A 23844-nucleotide genomic window follows, 5' to 3' on the forward strand; every position below is an offset into this window, starting at 1 on the left:
ATTTGAAATGAAAAGTATTTTCAATCTCCTTATAGTTTCATTTTTATTGCTTGCCTGTTCACCAAAGCAGGAACCAAAGACCATTTACATTGTCCGCCATGCGGAAAAACAATTGGTAGGCGATGACCCCGGACTCAGCGTGGCAGGAATAGCCCGGTCCAAAAAACTAGGGCAAATCCTTGAACAAAAAGAAATACAACACATCTTCAGCACCAATACCATCCGTACCAAAACCACCGCACGGCCTTTGGCGGATGCAAGAGGACTGACTATCGAAATCTATGATGCCAAAAAGCATGATGACCTAGTCAGGGAACTGCGGGAAAGAACAGGTAACATCCTTGTGGTCGGCCACAGCAATACAGTCAATCATTTGGCCAATTATTTTGTAGGCTCAGGTGAAAAATTCTCCGAGCTTCAAGACATCGAGTATGATTTTATATTCGAAGTTTCTCTAAAGGAAGATGGCAGTTCGGTGATAAGGAAAGTTTTTAAGGATTTTTAATTTTTTACCACAGAATATTTTTTTACAGTTCAGGCGGACATAAATCATCTTTTAAACATTTGCCTGAATTTTAATTTCCTTATTTTTTCCATTAACTTGGAAAGAAAAATTTTTCGTTATGCACAGGTCAGCTAACCTCAGTAAAATCAAAGATAGTCAGGAAAAAATCTGGGATATTGCCATTATCGGGGGAGGTTCTTCCGGTTTTGGAGTCGCCTTGGATGCGCTTTCGAGAGGTCTTTCGGTGGTTTTGTTAGAAAAATCGGATTTCGCCAAAGGCACTTCCAGCCGCAGTACCAAGCTACTTCATGGCGGCGTCCGCTACCTTGCACAAGGGGATGTATTATTGGTATTGGAGGCTTTGAAAGAAAGGGGGCGGCTCTTGGAAAATGCTCCCCATCTTACCTACAACCAACCTTTTATTATTCCCATTTACACTTGGTTTGACAGGTTACAATATTCTGTCGGTCTCAAATTATACGACCTGATGGCAGGCAAGTGGAGGCTTGGCAAATCGAAGTTTATCAGTAAAACCGAAACTGTCCGAAGGATGCCACAGATCAAACAGGAAGGACTGAAAGGCGGGGTAGTCTACCATGACGGTCAGTTTGATGATGCCAGAATGATCATTGCTTTGGCACAGACCTGTGACGAACTCGGTGGTTGTGTGTTGAATTATTCCAAAGTAGAATCCCTGACCAAAGATACCCACGGTAAGGTCGACGGCCTGAATTTTATAGACCAATTGGATGGGAGCCATTTACAGATCAAGGCAAAAATGGTGGTCAATGCCACCGGTGTTTTTGCTGACAAGATCTTGAAGATGGATAATCCTGATGCGAGAAAAAGCATACAACCGAGTCAAGGCATACACTTGGTTTTTGACCAGTCTTTTTTGGGAGGCAATGATGCCTTGATGATTCCCAAAACTTCTGATGGCAGGGTGTTGTTTGCCGTGCCTTGGCATGGGAAGCTTGTCATCGGGACTACAGATACCCTGAAGGACAAACCCCAATTGGAACCGGAAGCTTTGGAAAAGGAAATAGATTTTGTATTGGAAACTGCCCAAGCCTACCTGACCAAAAAACCCACCAAGGAAGATATACTTTCTGTTTTTGCCGGATTGAGGCCATTGGCTGCGCCAAAAGAAGACGGTGCCAAGACCAAGGAGATTTCACGTACCCATAAAGTGATCCTTTCAGATTCCAAGTTGGTCACCCTGACAGGCGGTAAGTGGACGACTTTCCGAAAAATGGGAGAAGATACCGTCGCTTATTTTCCTAAGGTATCCGGAAAATCCATGTCTGAAAGCAAATCTGCCACTCAAAAGCTTCATGGATTCACCATCAAGCCGGATGAAGGGCATATGGCCATCTATGGTTCAGACGCTTTTCAGATCAGGTTTATGCTCAAAGATCATCCCGATTGGAGAGAAAAACTGCACCCAAAATATCCTTATACCATCGCCGAGGTGATCTGGATCATTAGAAATGAAATGGCCGTCAAACTGGAAGATGTACTCTCAAGAAGGTTTAGGATTCTTTTGCTTGATGCCAGGGTTGCCATGGAGATGGCGCCAAAAGTGGCGGAGATCATGGCCAAAGAACTTGGTATGGATCAGAATTGGATAGAGGATGAATTGAAGGAATTTAAAAAGACTGCCAATAAATACATCATAAAACCCTAAGCAATGACCCAAAATACCCAGTACATCATGTCTTTGGACCAAGGAACGACTAGTTCACGGTCCATCATTTTTAACAAACAGGGCGAAATAGTATGTGTTGCCCAAAGAGCCCTCAAACAACATTTCCCAAAATCAGGATGGGTAGAACATGACCCCATGGAGATTTGGTCCACCCAATCTTCGGTTTTGGCAGAGTCCTTAGCCAAAGGTGGGATCAAGCCCAAAAATATTGCTGCCATAGGAATCACCAACCAAAGGGAAACCACCATTATTTGGGATAGGAAAACAGGTAAACCCATCTACAATGCCATCGTGTGGCAGGATCGGAGGACTTCGGCCTACGTGGACCAACTCAAAGCAGAGGGCAAAGAAGAAATGGTTTCCTCCAAAACTGGCTTGGTGCTGGATGCCTATTTTTCGGCCACCAAGATCAAATGGCTGCTTGACAATGTCGAAGGGGCCAGAGAGAAGGCCGAAAACGGAGAATTGGCTTTTGGCACAGTGGATACTTGGCTAGTTTGGAACCTGACCCACAAGAAGGTTCACGTCACAGATGTATCAAATGCCAGTCGCACCATGCTTTTCAACATATTTGAAAAAAAATGGGACACAGAACTCCTCTCACTTTTCGACATTCCGGTCTCCCTATTGCCCGAAGTGAAGTCAAGTTCGGAGGTGTATGGACATACTTCAGAATCGTTGTTTCCTGTGCCGATACCCATTTCCGGGATCGCAGGTGACCAACAGGCTGCTCTTTTTGGGCAGTTGTGTACCCATCCCGGAATGGCAAAGACCACCTATGGAACAGGTTGTTTTTTGATGATGAATACAGGGGAAGAACCCGTGAGATCCAATAATAAGCTATTGACAACCATCGCATGGGAAGTCAACGGAAAAGTCAACTATGCTTTGGAAGGCTCGGTATTTATAGGAGGAGCTGCGATCCAATGGCTTAGGGATGGCATTGAATTATTTGGCCATGCCAAAGAAAGTGAGGTATTGGCACAAAGTCTCAAGGACAATGATGGCGTCTATTTTGTGCCTGCAATGGCAGGTCTCGGCGCACCGCATTGGGACCAAAATGCGCGAGGTGCTTTTTTTGGAATTACGCGTGGGACAACGATCGCGCACATGACACGGGCTGCTTTGGAAGCCATAGCTTATCAGGTCAGGGATGTCTTGGATGCGATGCAAAAGGACAGTGGCGCCCCCATCAGGGAATTGCGAGTGGACGGTGGCGCTACAGCAAATAATTTCCTGATGCAGTTCCAGTCAGATATTTTGCAGACCAAAATCAAAAGGCCCAAAATCATAGAAACGACAGCGATTGGAGCGGCGTTTTTGGCAGGCTTGGCAGTAGGTTTTTGGGAATCCGAGGAAGAGTTACAGGCGCTTTGGGAATCAGACAAGGATTTTGAACCAAAGATGGAAGCGGAAAAAGTAGATTATTTCCTTCATTTTTGGCATAAGGCAGTCGAACGATCTAAAAACTGGGTAGAATAATGGATACTTTGATAGCAGAGTTTGTAGGTACTTCACTCCTGATTACCATGGGCTCGGGAGTCGTGGCCAACGTGGTTTTGAACAAAACCAAAGGAAACAATGCCGGTTGGATGGTGATAACCACCGCTTGGGCATTGGGGGTTTTTATTGGGGTTGTCGTGGCAGGTCCGCACAGCGGCGCGCATCTCAATCCCGCTGTAAGTATTGGATTGGCCATTGCAGGTCTTTTCGATTGGGCGATGGTTCCCGGTTATATTTTCGCCCAGGTTTTGGGTGCTATGTTTGGAGCAGGGATTTCTTGGCTCGTGTACAAAGACCACTTTGATGCCACCGAAGATCCGGGATCGAAGTTTGCTCCTTTTGGAACGGCACCTGCCATCCGGAACTTACCCTCCAACCTATTTTCAGAAATCATAGGAACATCCGTTTTGATCATCGTAATCCTATATTCCACCAATCCTGTGATACAATATACCGACGGTGAGCAAATACCGATTGGTCTAGGGGCTCTTGGCGCATTGCCGGTAGCTTTTTTGGTTTGGGTGATCGGATTGGCTTTGGGCGGTACGACGGGCTATGCCATCAATCCTGCAAGGGATTTTGGACCGAGGTTGATGCACCAATTGCTACCGATCAAGGGGAAAGGAACGAGTGACTGGGCCTATTCTTGGGTTCCGGTATTGGGTCCGATTCTCGGTGCAGCTATGGCTGCCGGAATTTTTCTTTTGCTGAGTGAAGGGAATCTGGTTTGAAAGGAGAAGCGAGAAGCGAGAGACGAGAAGCGAGAAAGCAAAATTTATTAAAACCTTTGGTCATGAGACTGAGGTTTTTTTTATTTCTAATTTCTTCTGCAAATGAAGAAAAACTAAAAAAGATTTTCTAATTTGAATTTTCAAAAATCAAAATTCATTGAGATGTCTAATCGGCTTCGTAATTATATTTTCATTGTTTCTCAATCAAGGGTGTAAACCGTCAGATACCAATGAAAATGAAAGCATAGAGGCAGCTGAGACTGAGGAGTTAAATTTCAGATACAGCATCGAGGTCCTTGATAGTGTTGAGGTTGAAAATGTCCTCGTGCCTGCTTTTGCGTTTGAAGGGAAATCCGGAGATAATTTGGTTTTCAGAGACAAGGCTTCTTCCAAAGTTTTTGTATTTGATTCCTTGGGAAAGCCTCTCTACTCCTGGGATAAATCAGGGGATGTTCCAGGTAATTTTTCCATGGCTGCCGATAATTTTGTTTTTGACAAAAACCACAATATCGTACTCGGCGACAATATGGCCGGTATCCGGGTATTTACTATTGATGGACAATTGGTTTTGCAAAACAGGACTTATCAGCCTCAGACAGGTTTTCATAAGTGGGTGGATTTATTTAGAAAAAACCAAGTAATCGATAAAGGAGGAAAGGAGTTTTTGATTCATCATCTGGACTTGATGGATGATGTCCAACAGATAGGCGAGGAATTTTATAAAAGTCGGAAAAATCTTCTCCTGACCGATTTATCCAATGGGAAAACCAAACAGATTTTGCCATTTCCCGAAAAAAGCAAATTTCTTGCAGGCAAGGCATTTCCCTTCGAAGACTTTAGACCTGTTTTCTTTTTTAATGAAAAGGAGGAAGTGCTTTATCTGATGTTTCAGAATGAAGCGGTTTTATACCTCTTTGATTGGAAAGGTGATGAACCTATTTATAAGGAAACTATATTGATTGATTTGCCAGGATTTTCTAGTCACGAAGGTTGGGAATATAAAGACGTGGATTACGGTTTGCTGAATGCTGGACAGTTGGGCTCGCCATTTCCTTCCCGCATTCGAAATTTGGAGAAAATCGGAGATGATTTTTTGATCAGTTATTATCCAAGTCCAATCAGCGATTCGGATTTGGAAATAGTCCGAAAGAACGAAGCAACAAAAGAATTGAAAGATAGATTGAGGGAAGAAACGAAGATAAAAACTGTACTTTTTGATTTGAAAACAAAAGAGGTCAGTCCTATTGATTTTCCGCAGATGCGATATGAAAGCTTTAAATTGATTGATGTGGAATTATGGTGGATGAAGCCCGCTTCCAAAGATGTGGAAGATGAAGATTTTGTGGTGTACAGAGGTCGGATTATTGAGAAGAAATAATTTGTTAGAAACCCTCCAAAGTTCTACTTCTTAAGTAAAACCTCGGAGGGTTTTTCTTATTTTACTTCAAAACCTCTCTCGCAATCACGATCTTTTGGATCTCTGATGTTCCTTCTCCAATCGTGCAAAGTTTGGAGTCTCTGTAGTATTTCTCCACCGGATAATCTTTGGTAAAGCCATAACCACCAAATATCTGAACAGCTTCATTAGAAACAGAAACAGCAACCTCAGACGCATAATACTTGGCCTGCGCGCCTTCCAAAGTCACTTTTTGGCCTTTGTTTTTCAAGGCTGCTGCTTTGAAAGTCAAAAGCTTTGCCGCTTCTATTTGGGTGGCCATGTCTGCCAATTTGAAAGAAATTCCCTGAAAACTGTTGATCGGTTTGTTGAATTGGTGACGTTCTTTGGAATATTGGATGGACGCTTCCAAAGCACCTTCTGCAATGCCCAATGAAAGTGCGGCAATGGAGATTCTTCCCCCATCAAGTACTTTCATGGACTGGATAAAACCATCACCAACCTCACCCAAGATCTGACTTTCGTGTACCTTGCAATCTTCAAAAATCAGTTCCGCAGTTTCAGATGCACGCATGCCGAGTTTGTCTTCTTTTCTTCCGCCTTTGAATCCTGGCATTCCCTTTTCTACCACAAAGGCAGTCATCCCATGCGAATCACCTATTTCCCCGGTTCTTGCGATTACCACAGCTACATCACCGGAAATTCCATGTGTAATGAAATTTTTTGCGCCGTTGATGATGTAGTGATCCCCGTCCTTGACAGCCACAGTTCTCATATTGCCGGCATCAGAACCGGTATTGGGTTCCGTCAATCCCCATGCTCCGAGCAATTCGCATGTGGCTAATTTTGGAATGTACTTTTGCTTTTGGGCTTCATTGCCAAACATCAAGATATGGTTGGTGCAAAGTGAATTGTGCGCCGCCATGGACAAACCTACCGATGGATCCAATTTTGATAGTTCGGCAATCGCTGTCACATATTCAAAATAGCCAAAACCTGAACCTCCATACTCTGTTGGGACGAGGACGCCCATCAATCCGAGATGTCCAAGTTTTTTGAAAAGTTCTAGTGGAAAAATCTGCTTGTCATCCCATTCTTTTCTGAATGGGGTAATCTCCTTTGCTCCAAAGTCGCGAATCATCTTGGCGATCATCGCCTGATTTTCATTGAGCTCAAAATTCATCATAATTCTGTTTTTAATTCGGGTTTATTTATAAATATACAAACTTCAGATTCAAGTTGAAGGTTTGGTTTAAAGGAGTATTTGGCTTTTTGCTTGGTAATTCCATCCGTAAAGCAAATTCTTATTTGACAAAAAAGTGAAGAAATTTAATGGTAGTGCATTTGCATAAATCAATAAAATGTAGGACTGTGTCTTTAAAATTTAATTTTATGACTAGTCTAAAAACACCTCCACAAACTCAAATCGTTGCCCGTCAAATAATCCTTTGTCGCTGAGTTTGAGATCAGGGATGACCAATAGTGCCATAAAACTCAATGTCATAAAAGGGGATTTGAGAGATGAGCACATGTCCTTCGCCATTTTATCAATGTTGGTGTAGGCTTTTGCGACTTCATATCCGTCATTTGGAGACATGATGCCTCCGACCGGCAAAGCCAAGACCATTTCCTCGGTTCCGTTGACAACAGAAATACCGCCTTTTTCTTGGATCAGTAAATTGACAGCCCGGCAAATGGACGCATCATCTATACCGACTGCTATGATATTGTGTGAATCATGGCCGACTGAAGATGCGATTGCTCCGGATTTCAATCCGAAGTTTTTGATAAAAGCAATAGCAGGCATTGCCTCTTGGTATCGGTTGACTACCGTCAATTTTAGAATATCAGATTGGGGGTTTGATTCGGCCAAGCCATTCTCAATAAGAATTTCACCTTGGATCTCAGGAGTGATAAGCTGTCCGTCCAAAGCGCTGATTACCCGGACTTTGTTTCCTTTTGCCAATAACTGAAAATCTGCAATCTTCTTTATACCAGTATTGAAGTTGTTGATTATTGAGTTTTGGTTCCTTTGGATCAAAGTTTTTCCATCTTCCGCCACCAACTTTCCATCGATATATGTCTGCAGGACTTTGAAATCCCTGAGGTCTTTGACTACAATAAAATCTGCAGGATCGCCAATCTGCATTTGACCGACGTCCATGCTGTAATGCTGCACAGGGGTGATGCATGCAGCTTTCAAAACATCAAAGACATTTTTTCCTTTGGCTACAGCCCGCACGACAAGTTCATTGATATGGCTGATGGCAAGGTTATCCGGATGCTTGTCGTCCGAGCAAAACATCACCATTTCAGGATAGTCATCGATGATGTCGATCAGTGCATCGAAATTTTTGGCAGCGCTGCCTTCACGGATAGAGATTTTCATCCCTAACTTAACTTTGTCCAAAGCCTCTTCCAATGTAAAGCATTCGTGGTCCGTGGTAATACCTGCGGATGCATATTGGGCAGCAATTTCTCCTCTCAGACCTGGAGCATGGCCATCGACAGGTTTGCCGTATTTCTTCGCAAGGGCAATTTTTCCCATGACAAAAGGGTCTCTGTGGACCGTTCCCGGCCAATTCATCATCTCTGCGAGGTAGCTTATTTCTTTTCTTTCCAAAAGATCATGGATATCCCTGACGCTTATTTCCGCTCCTGCAGTTTCAAAAGTAGTAGCAGGAACACAGGATGGGGCACCAAAATAAAATTTGAAGGGAACCTGTTTTCCATTGTCAATCATGTAATTGATTCCCTCCATGCCACAGACGTTGGCGATTTCGTGCGGATCAGAAACTGTGGCCACAGTACCGTGTGGAACAGCCAGCCTTGCAAATTCTGAAGGAACAAGCATGGAAGACTCTATGTGTACATGGGCATCAATGAAACCCGGTAAGAGAAAGGGAAGGGTTTTGTCTTCAACAACTTTTAGGATGGATACAATTTTACCTTTTTCTACTGAAATTTTTGCAGAAAATATCTCTCGGTTTGAAATATCAACAAGCTGTCCGAGGACGTGAAAATTACCCATTATAGAATAGTTTTGAAAGATTGAAAATATATGTTTACGATATTATGGAATAGCCTTACCAAGTTTAGTAATACATACATATTGAAAAGGAAATAGATTTAAAACTACTATATTTGCGCCTGAAATTAAAAAAAGCCAAGGCTACTTTTATTTGATGCAGAAAATTGTGATTGCAATTGACGGATACTCAGGATGTGGCAAAAGTTCTACAGCTAAAGCTGTGGCTCAGATTTTGGGTTATACTTATATCGATTCTGGAGCCATGTACAGGGCAGCGACCTTGCATTTTTTAAACCACCATGTTGTACTTTCCAATCCCAAGGAGGTCAACAAATATTTAGAATCCCTTGAAATCTCATTTCATCTTAACCCGGATAATGGTAAACAAGAAACCTTTCTGAACGGATTGAACGTAGAGGATGAAATACGTTCCATGCGTGTTTCTGATTACGTAAGTGAAGTAAGCAAGATCAAAGAAGTAAGAATCGAACTCGTCGCCCAGCAACAAAGAATGGGTAAAAACAAAGGAGTGGTCATGGATGGAAGGGATATCGGAACAGTGGTCTTTCCTTCTGCTGAATTGAAGGTTTTTATGTCGGCGGATTTGAATATCCGTGCCGAAAGACGTCAAAAGGAACTTCTTGAAAGAGGAGATTTGGTAGCACTTGAAAAAATAGTGCAAAATTTAGCAGAAAGGGATCAGGTCGATACAACAAGACAGGAAAGTCCCCTCCGAAAAGCAGAAGATGCGTTGGAATTGGACACAAGTCTGTTGGAATTTGAAGATCAGGTAAATCAGATTGTATCATTCGCCAAAGAAAAAATAGGCAATTAATGTTTTGACTATGGAAGTGACCATTGACAAAAATTCAGGGTATTGTTTTGGAGTGGAGTTTGCCATCAAAATGGCAGAAGACGAAATGGAAGTATCCGAAAAGCTATACTGCCTTGGAGATATTGTCCACAATGACATGGAAGTAAAGCGTCTGAGCGAAAAAGGATTGGTGGTGATCGATAGGGAGCAACTTCAAAATTTGACAGATTGCAAGGTATTGATAAGGGCTCATGGTGAACCGCCGGAAACTTATAAAACAGCTATAGAAAATAACATCGAACTGATTGATGCTTCTTGTCCGGTAGTGTTGAAACTTCAGCACAGGGTAAAAACAGCCTTTGACAAAATGGAAAGGGAGCAAGGACAGATTGTCATTTATGGCAAAAAAGGGCATGCAGAAGTTATTGGGCTTACAGGACAGACTTTGGAAAAGGCTATAGTGGTCATGGAAGAAAAAGATCTAGACAAGGTTGATTATACTAGACCTGTGACTTTGTTCAGTCAGACTACCAAAAGCACCAAAGGTTTTTATGAACTGAAAGCAAAAATTGAAGAAAGGATAAAAGCTGAGCGGGGTGAGCTTTCAGAAGTTGATTTCAATGCAAACGATTCGATTTGCAGGCAAGTTTCCAATAGGGAACCTCAGCTTCAGCGATTTTCGCAGGAGAATGATGTTATTTTGTTTGTCTCAGGCAAAAAAAGCTCAAATGGGAGGGCATTGTATCAGGTTTGCCTAGCCGAAAATAATAGAAGTTATTTTGTAGAGAATGAAACAGAAATTGACCCATCATGGTTTAATCCTGAGGATAAAGTTGGGATTTGCGGTGCTACTTCCACACCTATGTGGCTGATGGAGCGTGTGATGCAGCATATTCAATCCTTGGAAAAGGGAATGGTATTGGAAAACTGACCCTGCTTCCATTCAAATAAAACCTTTGATATCTGTGCGAAAACTCACAAATATTACCAGAATTATCTTCTAATAACTGATGTATTTTATTAGATTTGAGGCGTTTTTAAAAGACCATACAGTTCACAAATCATATGTCAAAAACAATAAAGCTTAAGAAAGGATTTGATATTAAGCTCGCCGGAAAAGCTGACAAACAGCTTGGGGATTTCAATCGGGCCAAAACCTTTGCCATCAAACCTGCTGATTTTATTGGAATGCAAAGACCAAAAGTCACTGTAAATGAAGGCGATTCTGTAAAAGCAGGAACCCCGATTTTATTCGATAAGGCAATGGAAAGCGTTCAATATGTCGCTCCCGTTTCAGGTGAAATAGTTGAAATCAAAAGAGGTGAAAAGAGAAAATTACTTGAGATCAAAATCCTTGCGGATGCTGAAATCAGTTTTGAATCTTTTGAAAAATTCACCGAATCTTCTCTAAAAACCCTTAGCAAAGAAGTAGCTATCGCTCAACTATGTAAAGGAGGGGTTTGGCCGCAACTAATTCAAAGACCATTTGGAATTGTTGCTAATCCTCAAGATTCACCAAAATCAATATTTATTTCGGGTTTTGATACCCACCCATTGGCACCTGATTATGCCTTCACTTATAAAGGCGAAGAGAGATATTTTCAGGCTGGTGTGCTTGTACTTCAAAAACTTACCTCAGGAAAAGTTCACTTGGGACTTGAGCTTGATTCGGAAATTGCGCCAGTTTTTGCTAATGTTCAAGGCGTACAGGTCAATAAATTTTCTGGTCCTCACCCTGCAGGAAATGTTGGAATTCACATTCACCATGTCGATCCTATCAATAAAGGTGAAATTGTTTGGACAATTAGTCCATTTGGAGTAATTCAGATTGGTAAGCTATTCCTTGAAGGAAGATATGATGCCTCAAAAATCGTTGCTGTGACAGGTTCAGAAGCAATGAAGGCCCTATATGCAAAAACCTATCTTGGTGCCTGCGTTGATACTTTGGTTAATGGTAATTTGAAAAAGGACCATATCAGGGTTGTATCAGGAAATGTCCTCACAGGAGAAAAGATAAATAATGATGGCTACTTAGGTTATTATGCCAATCAGATTACAATACTTCCAGAAGGTGATTACTATGAGTTTTTGGGTTGGATGAAGCCAACCAGTGAAAAGTTAAGTTATCATAGGGCTCTTGGTTTGCTTTCTTTTTTGAAGCCAAATAAAGAATATGTTCTTGATACCAATGTCAGGGGAGAAGAAAGGGCATTTGTCCAGACCGGAGTATTTGAAAGCGTCACACCCATGGATATTCTTCCTGTTTATCTATTGAAAGCCATTTTGGCCGAAGATTTTGACGAAATGGAAGAATTAGGGATTTACGAAGTAGTGGAAGAAGATCTTGCGTTGTGTGAGTTTGTAGATGTATCCAAACATCCTGTTCAGGAAATTATCAGAAAAGGAATAGATTTAATTCAATACAGTTAATTTAATATGAAGTTTCTAAGAGATCTGTTGGATAAGCAGAAACCGCTCTTTCAAAAAGGCGGAAAGTTGGAGAACTTATTTTACCTCTATGAGGCAGGCGAGACGTTTTTGTTTTCCCCAAATCATACCAATGGTATAAAAGGCGCTCAGGTAAAAGATGCCATTGATTTAAAGAGGATGATGATCACCGTGGTGATTGCAATGATTCCTTGTCTTCTATTTGGAATATACAATACAGGGCATCAGCATTTTCTCGCAATTGGACAAACTGCAGGTTTGTGGGAAGATTTTGGTCCAAAATTCCTTTTGGGATTACAGCTAGTACTTCCAATAGTAATAGTAGCATATGCTGCCGGTGGATTGGTTGAAGCAGGTTTTGCTGTCGTAAGAAAACACCCCATCAATGAAGGATTCCTGGTCACTGGGATGTTGATTCCGTTGGTTGTACCTGCGACACTTCCGTTATGGCAGGTTGCATTAGCTACCATTTTTGCGGTAATCATAGCCAAGGAGGTATTTGGAGGTACTGGGATGAATATTTTAAACGTCGCCATGACAGCGAGAGCATTTTTGTATTTCGCCTATCCTGCACAAATATCCGGGGATCAGGTATGGACCTACCTTGGGGATAAAGTACCTGTAGATGGTTTTTCAGGAGCGACAGCTCTGGCTGTTGCGTACAATGCCGGAGTAGACGGTCAACCCGTCACCCAAGCCTTGGCCGAACATAATTCAGCGATGGGCGAGGGGTTGTTTAGTTTCTATAATATGTTTATGGGTTGGATTCCAGGTTCCATTGGAGAAACCTCTACGTTGATGGCATTGGTTGGAGCATTGATTTTAGTTGGTACGGGGGTAGCAAGTTGGAAAATTATTGTCAGTGGTTTTGCAGGTGCATATATCATGGGATTGGTAATGAATCTGCTTGCAGTAAATGAGTATATGGCTATGTCTCCGGAATACCATTGGGTAGTGGGAGGATTGGCATTTGGAATTGTTTTCATGGCGACAGATCCTGTATCAGCGGCCCAAACGGAAACAGGTAAATGGATTTATGGTTTGTTGATTGGTGTTCTAACAGTGATCATCCGAGTGACAAACCCGGCTTATCCTGAAGGAATTATGCTTGCCGTTCTATTTATGAACGTGTTTGCTCCATTGATTGATTATTATGTAGTTAAAGCAAATAAAAACAGGAGGTTACAACGTGCAACAGTCTAACACATATATTATCACTTTCTCCATTATACTGACTGTAGTTTTGGGATTACTGCTTTCGGGAACATCCCAAGTATTGGGTCCCTTGCAGAAAAAAGCAGAGGAATTGGATGCCAAAAAGCAAATTTTAGGAGCTGTTTTGGATGCAGACCAGTTAAAGGCATTGAAGCCTGAAGAAATATTGAGTTTTTACGAATCCAGAATTTCTTCTAAAGTAGTGGACATAGAAGGGAAAGAAGTAACCCAAAACCCTGATGGTAGCCCTATGGTGGCTGAAAAAGTCAATGTTGGGAAAAATTACAAAATGGCACCGGAAAGTAGGTTGTATCCGATTTATGTGTATCACACAGAAGGTAAACCTGAGTCGGTAGAATCTTATATCCTTCCTGTATATGGTGCAGGTCTCTGGGATGAGATCTGGGGTTATGTTGCATTACAGACAGATCTAAGCACTATTGAAGGTGTAACTTTCTCTCATAAAGGGGAGACGCCTGGTCTTGGTGCAAGAATTACGTCACCTGATGTGCAACAGCGATATCAAGGAAAGCAGATTTTTGATGAATCCGGTAATCTTCAATCAGTATCCATGCAAAAAGGAGAAGGTAAGGATTATTCCGAGGATTCTCATAAAGTAGACGGTCTTTCGGGTGCTACAATTACAGCCGTAGGAGTCAACAATATGCTGAAAAATTATCTTCAGTATTACAGTTCTTTCTTGAGCAGTCAAAAATCAGGTCAACAGACTGAAGTTGTTGCAGTAAATTAAATCTTGAACGTTTCAAACTATAATTAAATGAGTACAGAAACTACAATTTCAGAAATTAAAAAGCCCGCTGAGGCACTTCTGTCCAAAAGAAGAAAGAAGTTAGTAACAGATCCCCTCATCGACAGCAACCCAATTACCATTCAGGTCTTGGGTATTTGTTCAGCTTTGGCCGTTACTACGCAGATGCAACCAACTTTGATCATGGCCATTTCGGTTATTTTTGTGATTGTGTTGTCCAATTTTGTTATTTCCCTAATGAGGAATACCATTCCTTCTAGGGTTAGGATTATTGTTCAACTTGCCGTTGTGGCCACCTTGGTTACTCTTGTAAGCGAATTGCTTAAAGCATTTGCATATGACATGTACAAGGAATTGTCCGTATTTGTGGGTTTGATTATCACCAACTGTATAGTAATGGGTAGACTTGAGGCTTTTGCTTTGGGTAATAAACCATACGATTCCATTCTTGATGGTTTTGGTTCTGCTTTAGGATATTCTTGGATTATTCTTGCGGTAGCATTCTTCAGGGAGTTATTTGGTTCAGGGAGTGTATTTGGAGTACCTGTTTTTGATACTTTGGCAGGTTTCATTGGTGATGATTTTAGCTTTGCTACAAATGGCCTTATGGTAACTCCGGTAGGTGCTTTTATCATCCTAGGACTGATCATTTGGGTACAGCGTACGAAGACAGGTTATGTTGAACATTAATTAAAGACAGGAGACATGGAATTATTTAGTTTAGGTATTCGGTCAATTTTTATTGACAATATGGTTTTCGCTTACTTTTTAGGAATGTGCTCTTTCTTGGCAGTTTCCAAAAAGGTGAGCACTGCCCTTGGTCTGGGGGCAGCAGTCATTTTCGTTTTGACTGTTACTACGCCGGCCAACTGGCTTTTGAATGAGTATGTGTTAAAGGAAGGCGCTTTGTCATGGGCAGGTGATACATTTGCCACCATTGACCTTTCTTTCTTGAGATTCATCATGTTTATCGCCATCATCGCTGCTATTGTTCAGCTAGTGGAAATGGTTGTTGAAAAATTTGCTCCTGCATTATATGGTGCCTTGGGTATTTTTCTTCCACTTATTGCGGTAAACTGTGCCATTTTGGGTGGTTCACTTTTTATGGCTCAAAGGGATTACACATTGGCTGAGGCTACTGTATATGGCTTCGGATCAGGAACTGGGTTTTTCCTTGCGATTGTCGCTTTGGCAGCTATCAGGGAAAAACTAAAATATTCCAACGTTCCAAATGGCCTGAAAGGTCTCGGTATCACCATGCTTTTGACAGGCTTGATGGGAATCGCCTTTATGTCGTTCATGGGAATAGATCTCTAAAGTATTCATTATCATAAATTCATGCCCCGGGTTATCAATCCGGGGCTTTTTTGTGTTTAGAGATTGAGGTAATTTGTTTTGGGAATGTTTTAACAATTATTTCCTCTCGGTAAGTATTCTTTTTTTGTACTTTTATTCAAAATGTTTAATCATGGCTTTCACTTATAAAAGAATCATTACATACTTTTTCAGGGGACTGTTATTTGTGGTTCCTATTGCGCTTACGGTTTATGTGATTTATTTGATCATTCAGTTTTTAGATGGTATCCTGCCCATCCCTATTCCTGGACTTGGAATCTTGATAATGCTTTCTTTCATCACTTTCATTGGGTTTTTGGCTAGTATTTTTATTACCAAACCTCTCTTTGATATTTTTGAAAAGTGGGTATTTAAAATTCCATTGATCAATATATTGTATACAAGCATCAAGGACCTGATGTCAGCTTTTGTAGGCGATAAAAAGAAATTCAATATTCCGGTGATTGTGAAGTTGTCTGAAGGAATGTCTCGATTGGGTTTTATCACGCAGGATAACTTGACGATTTTGGAAGAGGAGAATCTTGTCGCCATTTATTTCCCTCATAGTTATAATTTCTCAGGTAACCTTTATTTGGTCCCGAGAGATAATGTCCGGATCTTAAAAAATGTAAAGAGTGCAGATATCATGAAAATGATAGTCTCTGGTGGAGTTTCTCCTTTGCATGATTGATGGGAAGAATATCCTGCCAATCATATTAGATTAAACCATTCCGTCAATTTTCTTGAAACAGAGATAACTATTTATATTATATTTCCCTAAAACCATTTACCACTATATCATGAATAAACTATTTGTAATCCTGTTCTTACTATCCACTTCTACTTTTTCCTTTGGACAAAAAGACGGATGGATTTCTCTATTCAATGGCAAAAATCTTGATGGTTGGAAGGTCTCAGAAAACCCGTCTTCCTTCAATGTGGTCGATGGAGAAATCAAAATCGACGGTCCACGCGCACACGCATTCTATGTTGGCGATGTCAATAATGGAGAATTCAAGAATTTTGAATTTATCGCCGAGGTAAAAACTATGCCTAAAGCCAATTCTGGGATATTTTTCCATACCATTTATCAAGAAACAGGATGGCCTAACAAAGGCTATGAAGTTCAGGTAAACCAAACCCACAGTGACTGGAGAAAAACAGGAAGTTTGTATTCATTCAATGATGTGAAAGAAGTCTATGTCAAAGATGGTGAATGGTACACCGAACACATTATCGTCAAAGGAGACCATGTCACTGTAAAAATCAATGGAAAAACCGTGATGGAATACATTGAGTCAGAAGATAAAAACCGCCCTGCCAATGCCGGTGAGAAGAGAATAGATAAGGGAACATTTGCACTTCAGGCACATGACCCCGAAAGCGTGATTTATTATAGGAATATTAGAGTTAAAGTGCTTGATTAAATTACTTTGACTTTTATGGCTGATTGGGCATTAAACTCCCCGATCAGCCATGCTTTTTGCTGGTGTTTTTCCAGTTTGGCTTCAAAATCTTTTTGGGATTTTGGATCGACCGCTACCATCAATCCTCCGTTTGTCTGTGGATCGCAGAACTTGACCAATTCCATTCCGACGATCCCTTCTGATTTGCTGCTGTAGGCATTCCAATTCCTGTATGTATTGTCAGGAAATACAAACTGGGAAATATATTCAGATACGCCATCGATCAGAGGAAGACTAGAACCCTGAATGATAGCAGTGAGTCCTGCACCTTCAGCCATCTCCACCAAATGTCCCAATAGACCAAATCCTGTCACATCTGTCATGGCATGTATATAATCCAATAGCCCGAAATCCTTGCCAATAGAGTTGATTTGGGTAGCATAGAGGATCATATTGGCATAATCATCCGGTTTGATCTTGTCCCTTTTCAGAGCGGTTGCCAACACACCTATCCCTAAGGGCTTGGTGATGTAAATCAGGTCTCCCGCCTGTGCACCTTTGTTGGTTTTAATGTTGCTGGGGTGAATGATTCCATTGACTGAGAGTCCAAAAATGGGGTCTTTTGCCGCAATGCTGTGTCCACCTGCCAAAGGTATTCCTACCAAATGGCACATCTCACGCCCTCCTTCTAATACTTCACCTGCTAAAAGTGGGTCTATTTTTTCCACTGGCCAACTCAGGATAGCATTTGCAAAAAGAGGTTTCCCCCCCATGGCATATACATCCGATAAAGCATTTGCTGCTGCAATTCTACCAAAATCATACGCATCATCTACAATCGGGGTGAAAAAGTCAACTGTGTTGATCATGGCAATGGTTTCGCTGACCTGATATACAGCGGCATCGTCTTTCGATGAGTTTCCCACCAATAGTTGGGTATCTACCAAATCCACTGACTTCCTATTGGAGAGGATGCTGTCCAAAACTGCAGGTGCAATCTTGCAGCCGCATCCTGAACCTTCACTGAATTGCGTTAACCTGATAGTTTGTTTTTCCATTGGATGATGTTTTTTATAGCTAAAAGCTGTTGGACAGATTCTTTTAAATCGGTGTTAGTCAGGTTTAATTGGAATGTTTGGTCTCTTTTATGTTTATGGTTTTCAAGTTCATAGCCATAAGTTTTGTCATAGTACACGAGCATGTTTGCAATCCAAGAAGAATGGCGATGTTCAATGATATCTTCTACAGCATCGGATGTCCTTTTTCCTCCCAATTTTTTTTGAAGCCTTTTTACAGCTTCTAATAGTTCATTTTGAGGCAAGACAGCATATTCTTCAACAATATGGCTGATTCTTTCTGGTTCTGATTTGATAATTTCTATCAGAGGGGAAGCTATGATATTGGCATAGAGTTCATCTGCAAGATTCACTTTTCCAATTCTCCGGCTTTCATTTTCTATCCATATTTTTTCTGAAAGTGGGATTTTGAAAAATTCTTCAGCAAGCAAATTTTCAAAATGTTCTATGCTTGGTTGGGGAAGCTGACCTATTCCTCCAAAGGAAGAACCTTTATGTTTGGCCAAATCTTCCAGGTCAATAACGGATTCTCCCATTTTTTTTAGCCCCTGAAGCAAAACTGTTTTTCCGACGCCTGTTTTTCCGCCCAACACGATGAAATCCCTTTTTGCCCGCACCGTTTCATAGGTTAGAGTGCGGTACGTTTTGTAGCCCCCTTTCAATCTGAGGATTTCAAATCCTGCCATGCTAAGGAGCCAAGACATGATTTCACTTCTCATTCCTCCCCGCCAACAATAGGTTAGGATTCTTTTTTCAGGAAAAAGTAACAAAGCTTTTTGGATGATGGCATGGAACCTAGGCCCGACGAGTTCGAAGCCCTTCAGCACGGCTTCCTGATTACCTTTTTGCTTGTAGATTGTGCCGACGATTTTCCTTTCTTCATTGTTTAGGATTGGAAGATTTGTTGACCCCGGAATATGTCCCTGCTCAAACTCCCCTTCACTACGGGCATCCAACGTTGGGATGCTTTCACGCAGTTCTAAAAATTGCTTAAGTTCGATCAGGGTTTCTTTCATCAATTCATTTTACTCAAAAATAAAAATAGCCACAAAGAACGAATCTCCGTGGCTATCAATTTAATTTTTATATCGATTATAGTTGTGCGTCCAGCTTTTGGGCTAAAACCGCCTTTGGAACTGCACCGACTTGTTTGTCTACTATTTTTCCATCTTTGAAGAAAAGAAGTGTAGGAATGCTTCTGATTCCAAGTTGAGATGCCACCATAGGATTTGTATCCACATCCACTTTTCCAATCACTGCTTTGCCTGCATAATCACCGGCGAGTTCTTCAACGATCGGGCCGATCATTTTACACGGGCCACACCATTCTGCCCAAAAATCTACTAGAACAGGGTGCTCTGAATTGATTATTTCTTGAAAGTTTGCGTCAGTAATTTCTATTGCTTTTGCCATTGTATTATATTTTTGGATGTTTCTAATTTTTCAAATATACTTCTTAAGCACTTTAATTGTGAATAAGTTCCGAGCTAAAGCAAAAAAATATCCAACCTTTAAATCCTAAATACTTAGGATTGAAATAAGGCCTGCTTTATTATTTCTTTTGAAAAATAATTGGAGAGGATCGTTCGTTTTAGTTTCATTTGTTTCAATTTCAGATAATTTGATACACTACTTCAGGAATCTGTCCTAGGTCTTTGATCATTTCATTGGAAGGATCTATGCTGTATTTTTTTGACATCAGGTCTAAGGTGATATTTTCCCTCGTATCGATGACATTGATGTACAGTTTTGCTTCTCCTTTGTATTTTTGGGTGATTGCTTCAAGTTTTTCCATCAGGTCAAAATTCAGGTCATCAAGGTCAATATTGACTCGCAGACCTTTAACCATTTTTCCCCTGACTTCACTTAAAAGCATCATGGAATTGATTTTGAATTCATATTCATTTTCCTTCCATTTGTTGAGATGGGTTGACCCAGTCAGGTAAATAAACCAACCGGTCATGAAATATTCTTTGAACCGGATATAATCTTCTCCAAAAATAAAGAAGGTATGGGCTCCGTGATAATCTTCCATGGTGAGTGTACCAAATGGCTTTCCGGTTTTAGTAGTTCTATGTGCAAATGAAGTTACCGAACCAGCGGCCTTGATTTCTCCTTTTTTTCGCAATGTTTCGATATCGTTGAATTCGGTCAAGGGGGTATTGGTAAAGGATTCAATTTCCACCCTAAACTGATCCAATGGATGTCCGGAAATATAAAGTCCCACAACTTCCTTTTCAATATTGAGTTGCTGGAGCTGACTGAAAGGCTCCATCGGTGCCACGGAAGGAAGTGGAACTTCCATTCCTGTGCCTCCGCCAAAAAGACTCACCTGTGAACTATCGGCTTCCTGTTGTACTTTTTGGGCATATTTGGTGGCTTTTTCCAACACCGTCACATCTCCATCCAAAGCTTCGAGATACTGTCTTCTATGGTGTTCTCTGAAGCAATCAAAGCCACCTGCCATTGCCAATGCTTCTAACGTTTTCTTGTTTACCGCACGCGAATTGACCCTTTTACAGAATTCAAAAATATTTTTGTAGGGTCCGGATTTTTCCCTTTCAGCGATTATTGTATCTACAGCCGCCCCTCCTGCACCTTTGATGGCAGCAAGACCAAATCGGATCTGACCTTCTTTGTTTACTGTAAAACCGTTATTGGATTCATTGATATCCGGTCCCAATACAGCGATGCCGGCACGCTTGCATTCCTCCATAAAGAATGTCACCTGCGTGATATCGTTCATATTGTTGCTGAGAACCGAAGCCATGTACTCTGCTGGGTAATGTGCTTTGAGGTATGCCGTCTGATAGGCAATCCAGGCGTAACAGGTAGAATGTGATTTGTTGAAAGCATAGGAGGCAAAGGCTTCCCAATCTTTCCATATTTTCTCCAGTTTTTTTGGATCATGACCCTTTGAGGAAGCCTGTTCCACAAATTTGGGTTTCATTTTATCCAAGACATCCTTTTGCTTTTTACCCATTGCCTTACGGAGTACGTCAGCTTCGCCTTTGGTAAATCCTGCCAATTTTTGAGAAAGCAACATGACCTGTTCCTGATAGACTGTGATACCATAAGTTTCCTCAAGGTATTCTTTCATGTCGTCCAAGTCATAGCTGATGGGTTCTGTGCCGTGCTTTCTTCGGATAAAACTCGGGATATATTCCAAAGGTCCCGGTCTATATAGTGCATTCATCGCAATCAAATCAGCAAAAACGGTAGGCTTCAGTTCCCGCATATACTTCTGCATCCCGGCAGATTCGTATTGGAAGATGCCGACAGTTTCTCCTCTTTGAAAAAGCTCATAGGTCTTCACATCGTCTATCGGAAACTCATCCGGATCGAGGTCGATGCCATGCCTTTCTTTGACGATTTTGACAGCGTCTTTGATTAAGGTGAGGGTTTTCAATCCCAAGAAGTCCATTTTCAATAATCCGGCGCTTTCCACGACAGAGTTGTCAAACTGTGTGCAGACCATGTCCGAATCTTTGGCCAAAGCCACAGGAACGAAATTAGTAATATCTCCCGGTGTGATGATCACCCCACAGGCATGTATTCCGAGATTTCGCACCGAACCTTCCAAAACCGTTGCCTGCTTGATGGTTCGGGACAATTCATCCTGACCTTTGTAAATCCGGATCAGTTCATCCGCTTTGCCGATGTCCTCTCCGTTGTTTTTGAGTTTGTCAGCTAGTTTTGCCCGGTCGCTTGAAAGGTCAAAAAGCGCCTTTAGCTTGATATCGGGGACAAGTTTTGCCAGTTTATCGGCTTCAGCCAAAGGCAGGTTTAAAACCCTTGCGGTATCACGGATGGCCGATTTTGCAGCCATGGTACCGTAAGTGATGATCTGTGCGACCTGGTTTGAACCGTATTTGTTGATCACATAGTCGATGACTTTTTGACGGCCTTCATCGTCAAAGTCAATATCAATATCTGGAAGGGAAACCCTGTCTGGATTGAGGAATCTTTCGAAGAGTAGGTCATACGCAATGGGATCCACATTGGTAATCCCTGTACAGTAAGCAACTGCAGAACCCGCAGCCGAACCCCTTCCAGGACCAACTGAGACACCCATCTTTCTCGCCGCTCCTGTAAAATCTTGTACGATCAGGAAGTAACCCGGATAACCTGTTTTTTCGATCGTAGCCAATTCAAATTCCAGTCTTTCTCTGATTTCGTCAGTAAGGACAGGGTAGCGTTTCTTCGCACCTTCGTAAGTCAGAAATTTCAAATAAGCATTTTCTCCTCTCTTTCCTCCGTCTTCCTCATCCAAAGGATTTTTGAATTCCTCAGGAATCTGGAAATTAGGAAGCAACACGTCCCTTTGGAGTTTGTAGGTTTCTATTTTTTCTACAATCTCATTTGTGCAGGCAATGGCTTCAGGAAGGTCAGCAAAGAGTTTTTTCATCTCCTCAGGACTTTTCAAGTAGAATTCGTCATTTGGGAATCCATATCGGAATTCACGACCGCGCTTGCCGATATATTTTTTTGGTTTTTCTACCAATTCCCCGTCTTTGACACAAAGCAAAATATCATGGGCTTTGGCATCATTCTTCTGGTTGTAATAAGTATTGTTTGCGGCGAAGTATTTGACTCCATATTTTTGAGCAAAGTGAAGGAGAACCTCATTTACTTTCTCCTCTTCAGGAATCCCGTGACGATTGAGCTCTACATAAAAGTCTTCTCCAAATTGCTCCTTCCACCAGACAAAAGCTTCCTCGGCCTGCGTATCACCCACATTCAAAATCAGGTATGGAATCTCTCCCCAAAGTCCTCCCGTGGTAGCGATAAGGTCTGATTTGTACTCGACTAATACTTCCCTGTCAATTCTAGGGACATAATAATAACCCTGGATATTGGCGTAGGAGGCAAGTTTGGCGAGGTTATGATACCCTTTTTTGTTTTTTGCCAAGAGGACAGTCTGGTAACCGTCATCTTTTTGGCTTTTGTTATTTCGGTCCTTAGTCAGGTTAAATTCACAGCCAATGATGGGTTTGATTTCTTTTGCAAGTGCTTCTTTGACAAAGTTGAATGCCGCCATCATATTGCCGTGGTCAGTCATGGCGATGGCAGGCATTTTCATTTCCTTTGCAAGGGCGATCATAGCAGGAATCTCAGAGGTTGCCTGTAGGACAGAATATTGCGTGTGGACATGCAGGTGCGAAAAAGGCATGTCTGACATGACCGAGATATCGGCTGTTCCGGCAGCTTTTAGGACATCTTTGGCTGCGGTTTTTTGCTCATCTTTTGCATTAGCAAAGTTAGCCGCATCCAGGGTTGGTGCCTCATACATAACTTCCGAAAACTGGATTCCCTTTTCCGGAGCAATTACTTTTTGGGTAATGAGACCAAAAAAACATTTGGCTGTAGCTGCTACGTCATAGGCTGCATCGTGGGCATCCTGAAATCCGTTGCCAAAAAGTTTTTGGTGCAATTCCGTCAAAGTCGGCCATTTGTATTTCCCTCCTTTTCCTCCCGGAAGCGCACAAAAATCCGTGGAAAGGTCTTTGGTATCCATTTCCTTCATGGACTGTAGCTTCATAGGTATTTGCTTTCGCAAAAACTCAGAACCCACCACATTGATATCAAAACCGATGTTGTGACCTACGAGGTATTTGGCTTTTCCTACGTCCTCATGAAAAATTGCGAGCACCTTATCCAAAGCATGACCTTCTCTGGTAGCACGTTCGGTAGAAATGCCATGCACTTTTTCTGCATTGTAAGGAATGGTGAATCCTTCCGGTTTGACAATGTAATTATGATTGGAAAGGAGCTTGCCTTTGGCATCATGAAGCTGCCATGCCACCTGAACCAGCCTTGGCCAGTTGTCATCATCTGACATGGGGGCATTGTAACTTCTTGGTAATCCGGTGGTTTCGGTATCGAAAATAATGTACATAAGTGCAA

Annotated in this window: 20 protein-coding genes; 14 read left to right on the top strand and 6 right to left on the bottom strand. The window is 41.7% G+C overall.

Translation table 11 applies throughout. From position 1 onward, the window contains the following. The first annotated feature begins 7 nt into the window (after positions 1-7). From MMU07_RS00845 to MMU07_RS00865, 5 genes are all read left to right on the top strand, one after another. Positions 8-505 (top strand): SixA phosphatase family protein, encoded by a 498-nt coding sequence (locus MMU07_RS00845; protein WP_241123928.1) that lies wholly within the window; start codon positions 8-10, stop codon positions 503-505. A 118-nt stretch (positions 506-623) separates the two neighbouring features. Beyond that, positions 624-2192, top strand: coding sequence for a glycerol-3-phosphate dehydrogenase/oxidase (locus MMU07_RS00850; RefSeq protein WP_241123929.1), 1569 nt, complete (start codon positions 624-626; stop codon positions 2190-2192). 3 nt (positions 2193-2195) lie between these two features. Beyond that, positions 2196-3695, top strand: a complete 1500-nt coding sequence (gene glpK / locus MMU07_RS00855; protein ID WP_241123930.1) for a glycerol kinase GlpK — start codon at positions 2196-2198, stop codon at positions 3693-3695. Beyond that, positions 3695-4447, top strand: coding sequence for an MIP/aquaporin family protein (locus MMU07_RS00860; RefSeq protein ID WP_241123931.1), 753 nt, complete (start codon positions 3695-3697; stop codon positions 4445-4447). The genes glpK and MMU07_RS00860 overlap by 1 nt, the downstream gene beginning before the upstream one ends. 157 nt (positions 4448-4604) lie before the next feature. Further along, complete coding sequence (locus MMU07_RS00865) at positions 4605-5825, top strand: NHL repeat-containing protein (RefSeq protein ID WP_241123932.1); 1221 nt, start codon at positions 4605-4607, stop codon at positions 5823-5825. Positions 5826-5886: 61 nt separating this feature from the next. On the opposite strand, the gene MMU07_RS00870 is transcribed toward MMU07_RS00865, so the two are convergent. Continuing rightward, complete coding sequence (locus tag MMU07_RS00870; protein ID WP_241124014.1) at positions 5887-7026, bottom strand: acyl-CoA dehydrogenase family protein; 1140 nt, start codon at positions 7024-7026, stop codon at positions 5887-5889. A gap of 213 nt (positions 7027-7239) precedes the next feature. Then, a complete protein-coding gene (ade, locus tag MMU07_RS00875) occupies positions 7240-8874 on the bottom strand; it encodes an adenine deaminase (RefSeq protein WP_241123933.1) in 1635 nt (544 codons plus the stop codon). Positions 8875-9028: 154 nt separating this feature from the next. On the opposite strand from ade, the gene cmk reads away from it, so the two are divergent. From cmk to MMU07_RS00920, 9 genes are all read left to right on the top strand, one after another. After that, on the top strand, positions 9029-9709 hold the full coding sequence (gene cmk, locus MMU07_RS00880) for a (d)CMP kinase (protein ID WP_241123934.1): 681 nt from the start codon (positions 9029-9031) through the stop codon (positions 9707-9709). Positions 9710-9719: 10 nt separating this feature from the next. Beyond that, entirely contained in the window at positions 9720-10619 is a 900-nt protein-coding gene (locus MMU07_RS00885) for a 4-hydroxy-3-methylbut-2-enyl diphosphate reductase (protein WP_241123935.1), read from the top strand. 134 nt (positions 10620-10753) lie between these two features. After that, positions 10754-12118 carry a Na(+)-translocating NADH-quinone reductase subunit A gene (locus tag MMU07_RS00890; protein ID WP_241123936.1) on the top strand — a complete coding sequence of 455 codons (1365 nt, stop codon included), beginning with the start codon at positions 10754-10756 and terminating at the stop codon, positions 12116-12118. A 6-nt stretch (positions 12119-12124) separates the two neighbouring features. Further along, on the top strand, positions 12125-13339 hold the full coding sequence (locus MMU07_RS00895) for an NADH:ubiquinone reductase (Na(+)-transporting) subunit B (RefSeq protein ID WP_241123937.1): 1215 nt from the start codon (positions 12125-12127) through the stop codon (positions 13337-13339). Next, positions 13326-14102 carry an NADH:ubiquinone reductase (Na(+)-transporting) subunit C gene (gene nqrC / locus MMU07_RS00900; RefSeq protein WP_241123938.1) on the top strand — a complete coding sequence of 259 codons (777 nt, stop codon included), beginning with the start codon at positions 13326-13328 and terminating at the stop codon, positions 14100-14102. The genes MMU07_RS00895 and nqrC overlap by 14 nt, the downstream gene beginning before the upstream one ends. A gap of 27 nt (positions 14103-14129) precedes the next feature. Beyond that, positions 14130-14810, top strand: coding sequence for an NADH:ubiquinone reductase (Na(+)-transporting) subunit D (locus MMU07_RS00905; protein WP_241123939.1), 681 nt, complete (start codon positions 14130-14132; stop codon positions 14808-14810). 15 nt (positions 14811-14825) lie between these two features. Beyond that, positions 14826-15437: an NADH:ubiquinone reductase (Na(+)-transporting) subunit E gene (nqrE, locus tag MMU07_RS00910; RefSeq protein ID WP_241123940.1), complete on the top strand. Its 612-nt coding sequence runs from the start codon at positions 14826-14828 to the stop codon at positions 15435-15437. A gap of 151 nt (positions 15438-15588) precedes the next feature. Beyond that, positions 15589-16146, top strand: a complete 558-nt coding sequence (locus MMU07_RS00915) for a DUF502 domain-containing protein (protein WP_241123941.1) — start codon at positions 15589-15591, stop codon at positions 16144-16146. 109 nt (positions 16147-16255) lie between these two features. Continuing rightward, the gene (locus MMU07_RS00920) at positions 16256-16882 is read left to right on the top strand and encodes a 3-keto-disaccharide hydrolase (protein WP_241123942.1); all 627 of its coding nucleotides are present in this window, start codon (positions 16256-16258) and stop codon (positions 16880-16882) included. Here the strand turns inward: MMU07_RS00920 and selD are convergent. The 4 genes from selD to dnaE all read right to left on the bottom strand — a co-directional run bounded on the left by selD (position 16879) and on the right by dnaE (position 23836). Then, on the bottom strand, positions 16879-17919 hold the full coding sequence (gene selD / locus MMU07_RS00925; protein WP_241123943.1) for a selenide, water dikinase SelD: 1041 nt from the start codon (positions 17917-17919) through the stop codon (positions 16879-16881). The two genes, MMU07_RS00920 and selD, sit on opposite strands and share 4 nt — an antisense overlap. Next, positions 17895-18953 (bottom strand): tRNA 2-selenouridine(34) synthase MnmH, encoded by a 1059-nt coding sequence (mnmH, locus tag MMU07_RS00930; protein WP_241123944.1) that lies wholly within the window; start codon positions 18951-18953, stop codon positions 17895-17897. The genes selD and mnmH overlap by 25 nt, the downstream gene beginning before the upstream one ends. Before the next feature lie 76 nt (positions 18954-19029). Further along, positions 19030-19350 carry a thioredoxin gene (gene trxA / locus MMU07_RS00935; protein ID WP_241123945.1) on the bottom strand — a complete coding sequence of 107 codons (321 nt, stop codon included), beginning with the start codon at positions 19348-19350 and terminating at the stop codon, positions 19030-19032. Positions 19351-19549: 199 nt separating this feature from the next. Continuing rightward, entirely contained in the window at positions 19550-23836 is a 4287-nt protein-coding gene (gene dnaE, locus MMU07_RS00940) for a DNA polymerase III subunit alpha (RefSeq protein WP_241123946.1), read from the bottom strand. Positions 23837-23844: the final 8 nt, after the last annotated feature.

Source organism: Cognataquiflexum nitidum (assembly GCF_022538055.1).
Taxonomy (GTDB): Bacteria; Bacteroidota; Bacteroidia; order Cytophagales; family Cyclobacteriaceae; genus Cognataquiflexum; species Cognataquiflexum nitidum.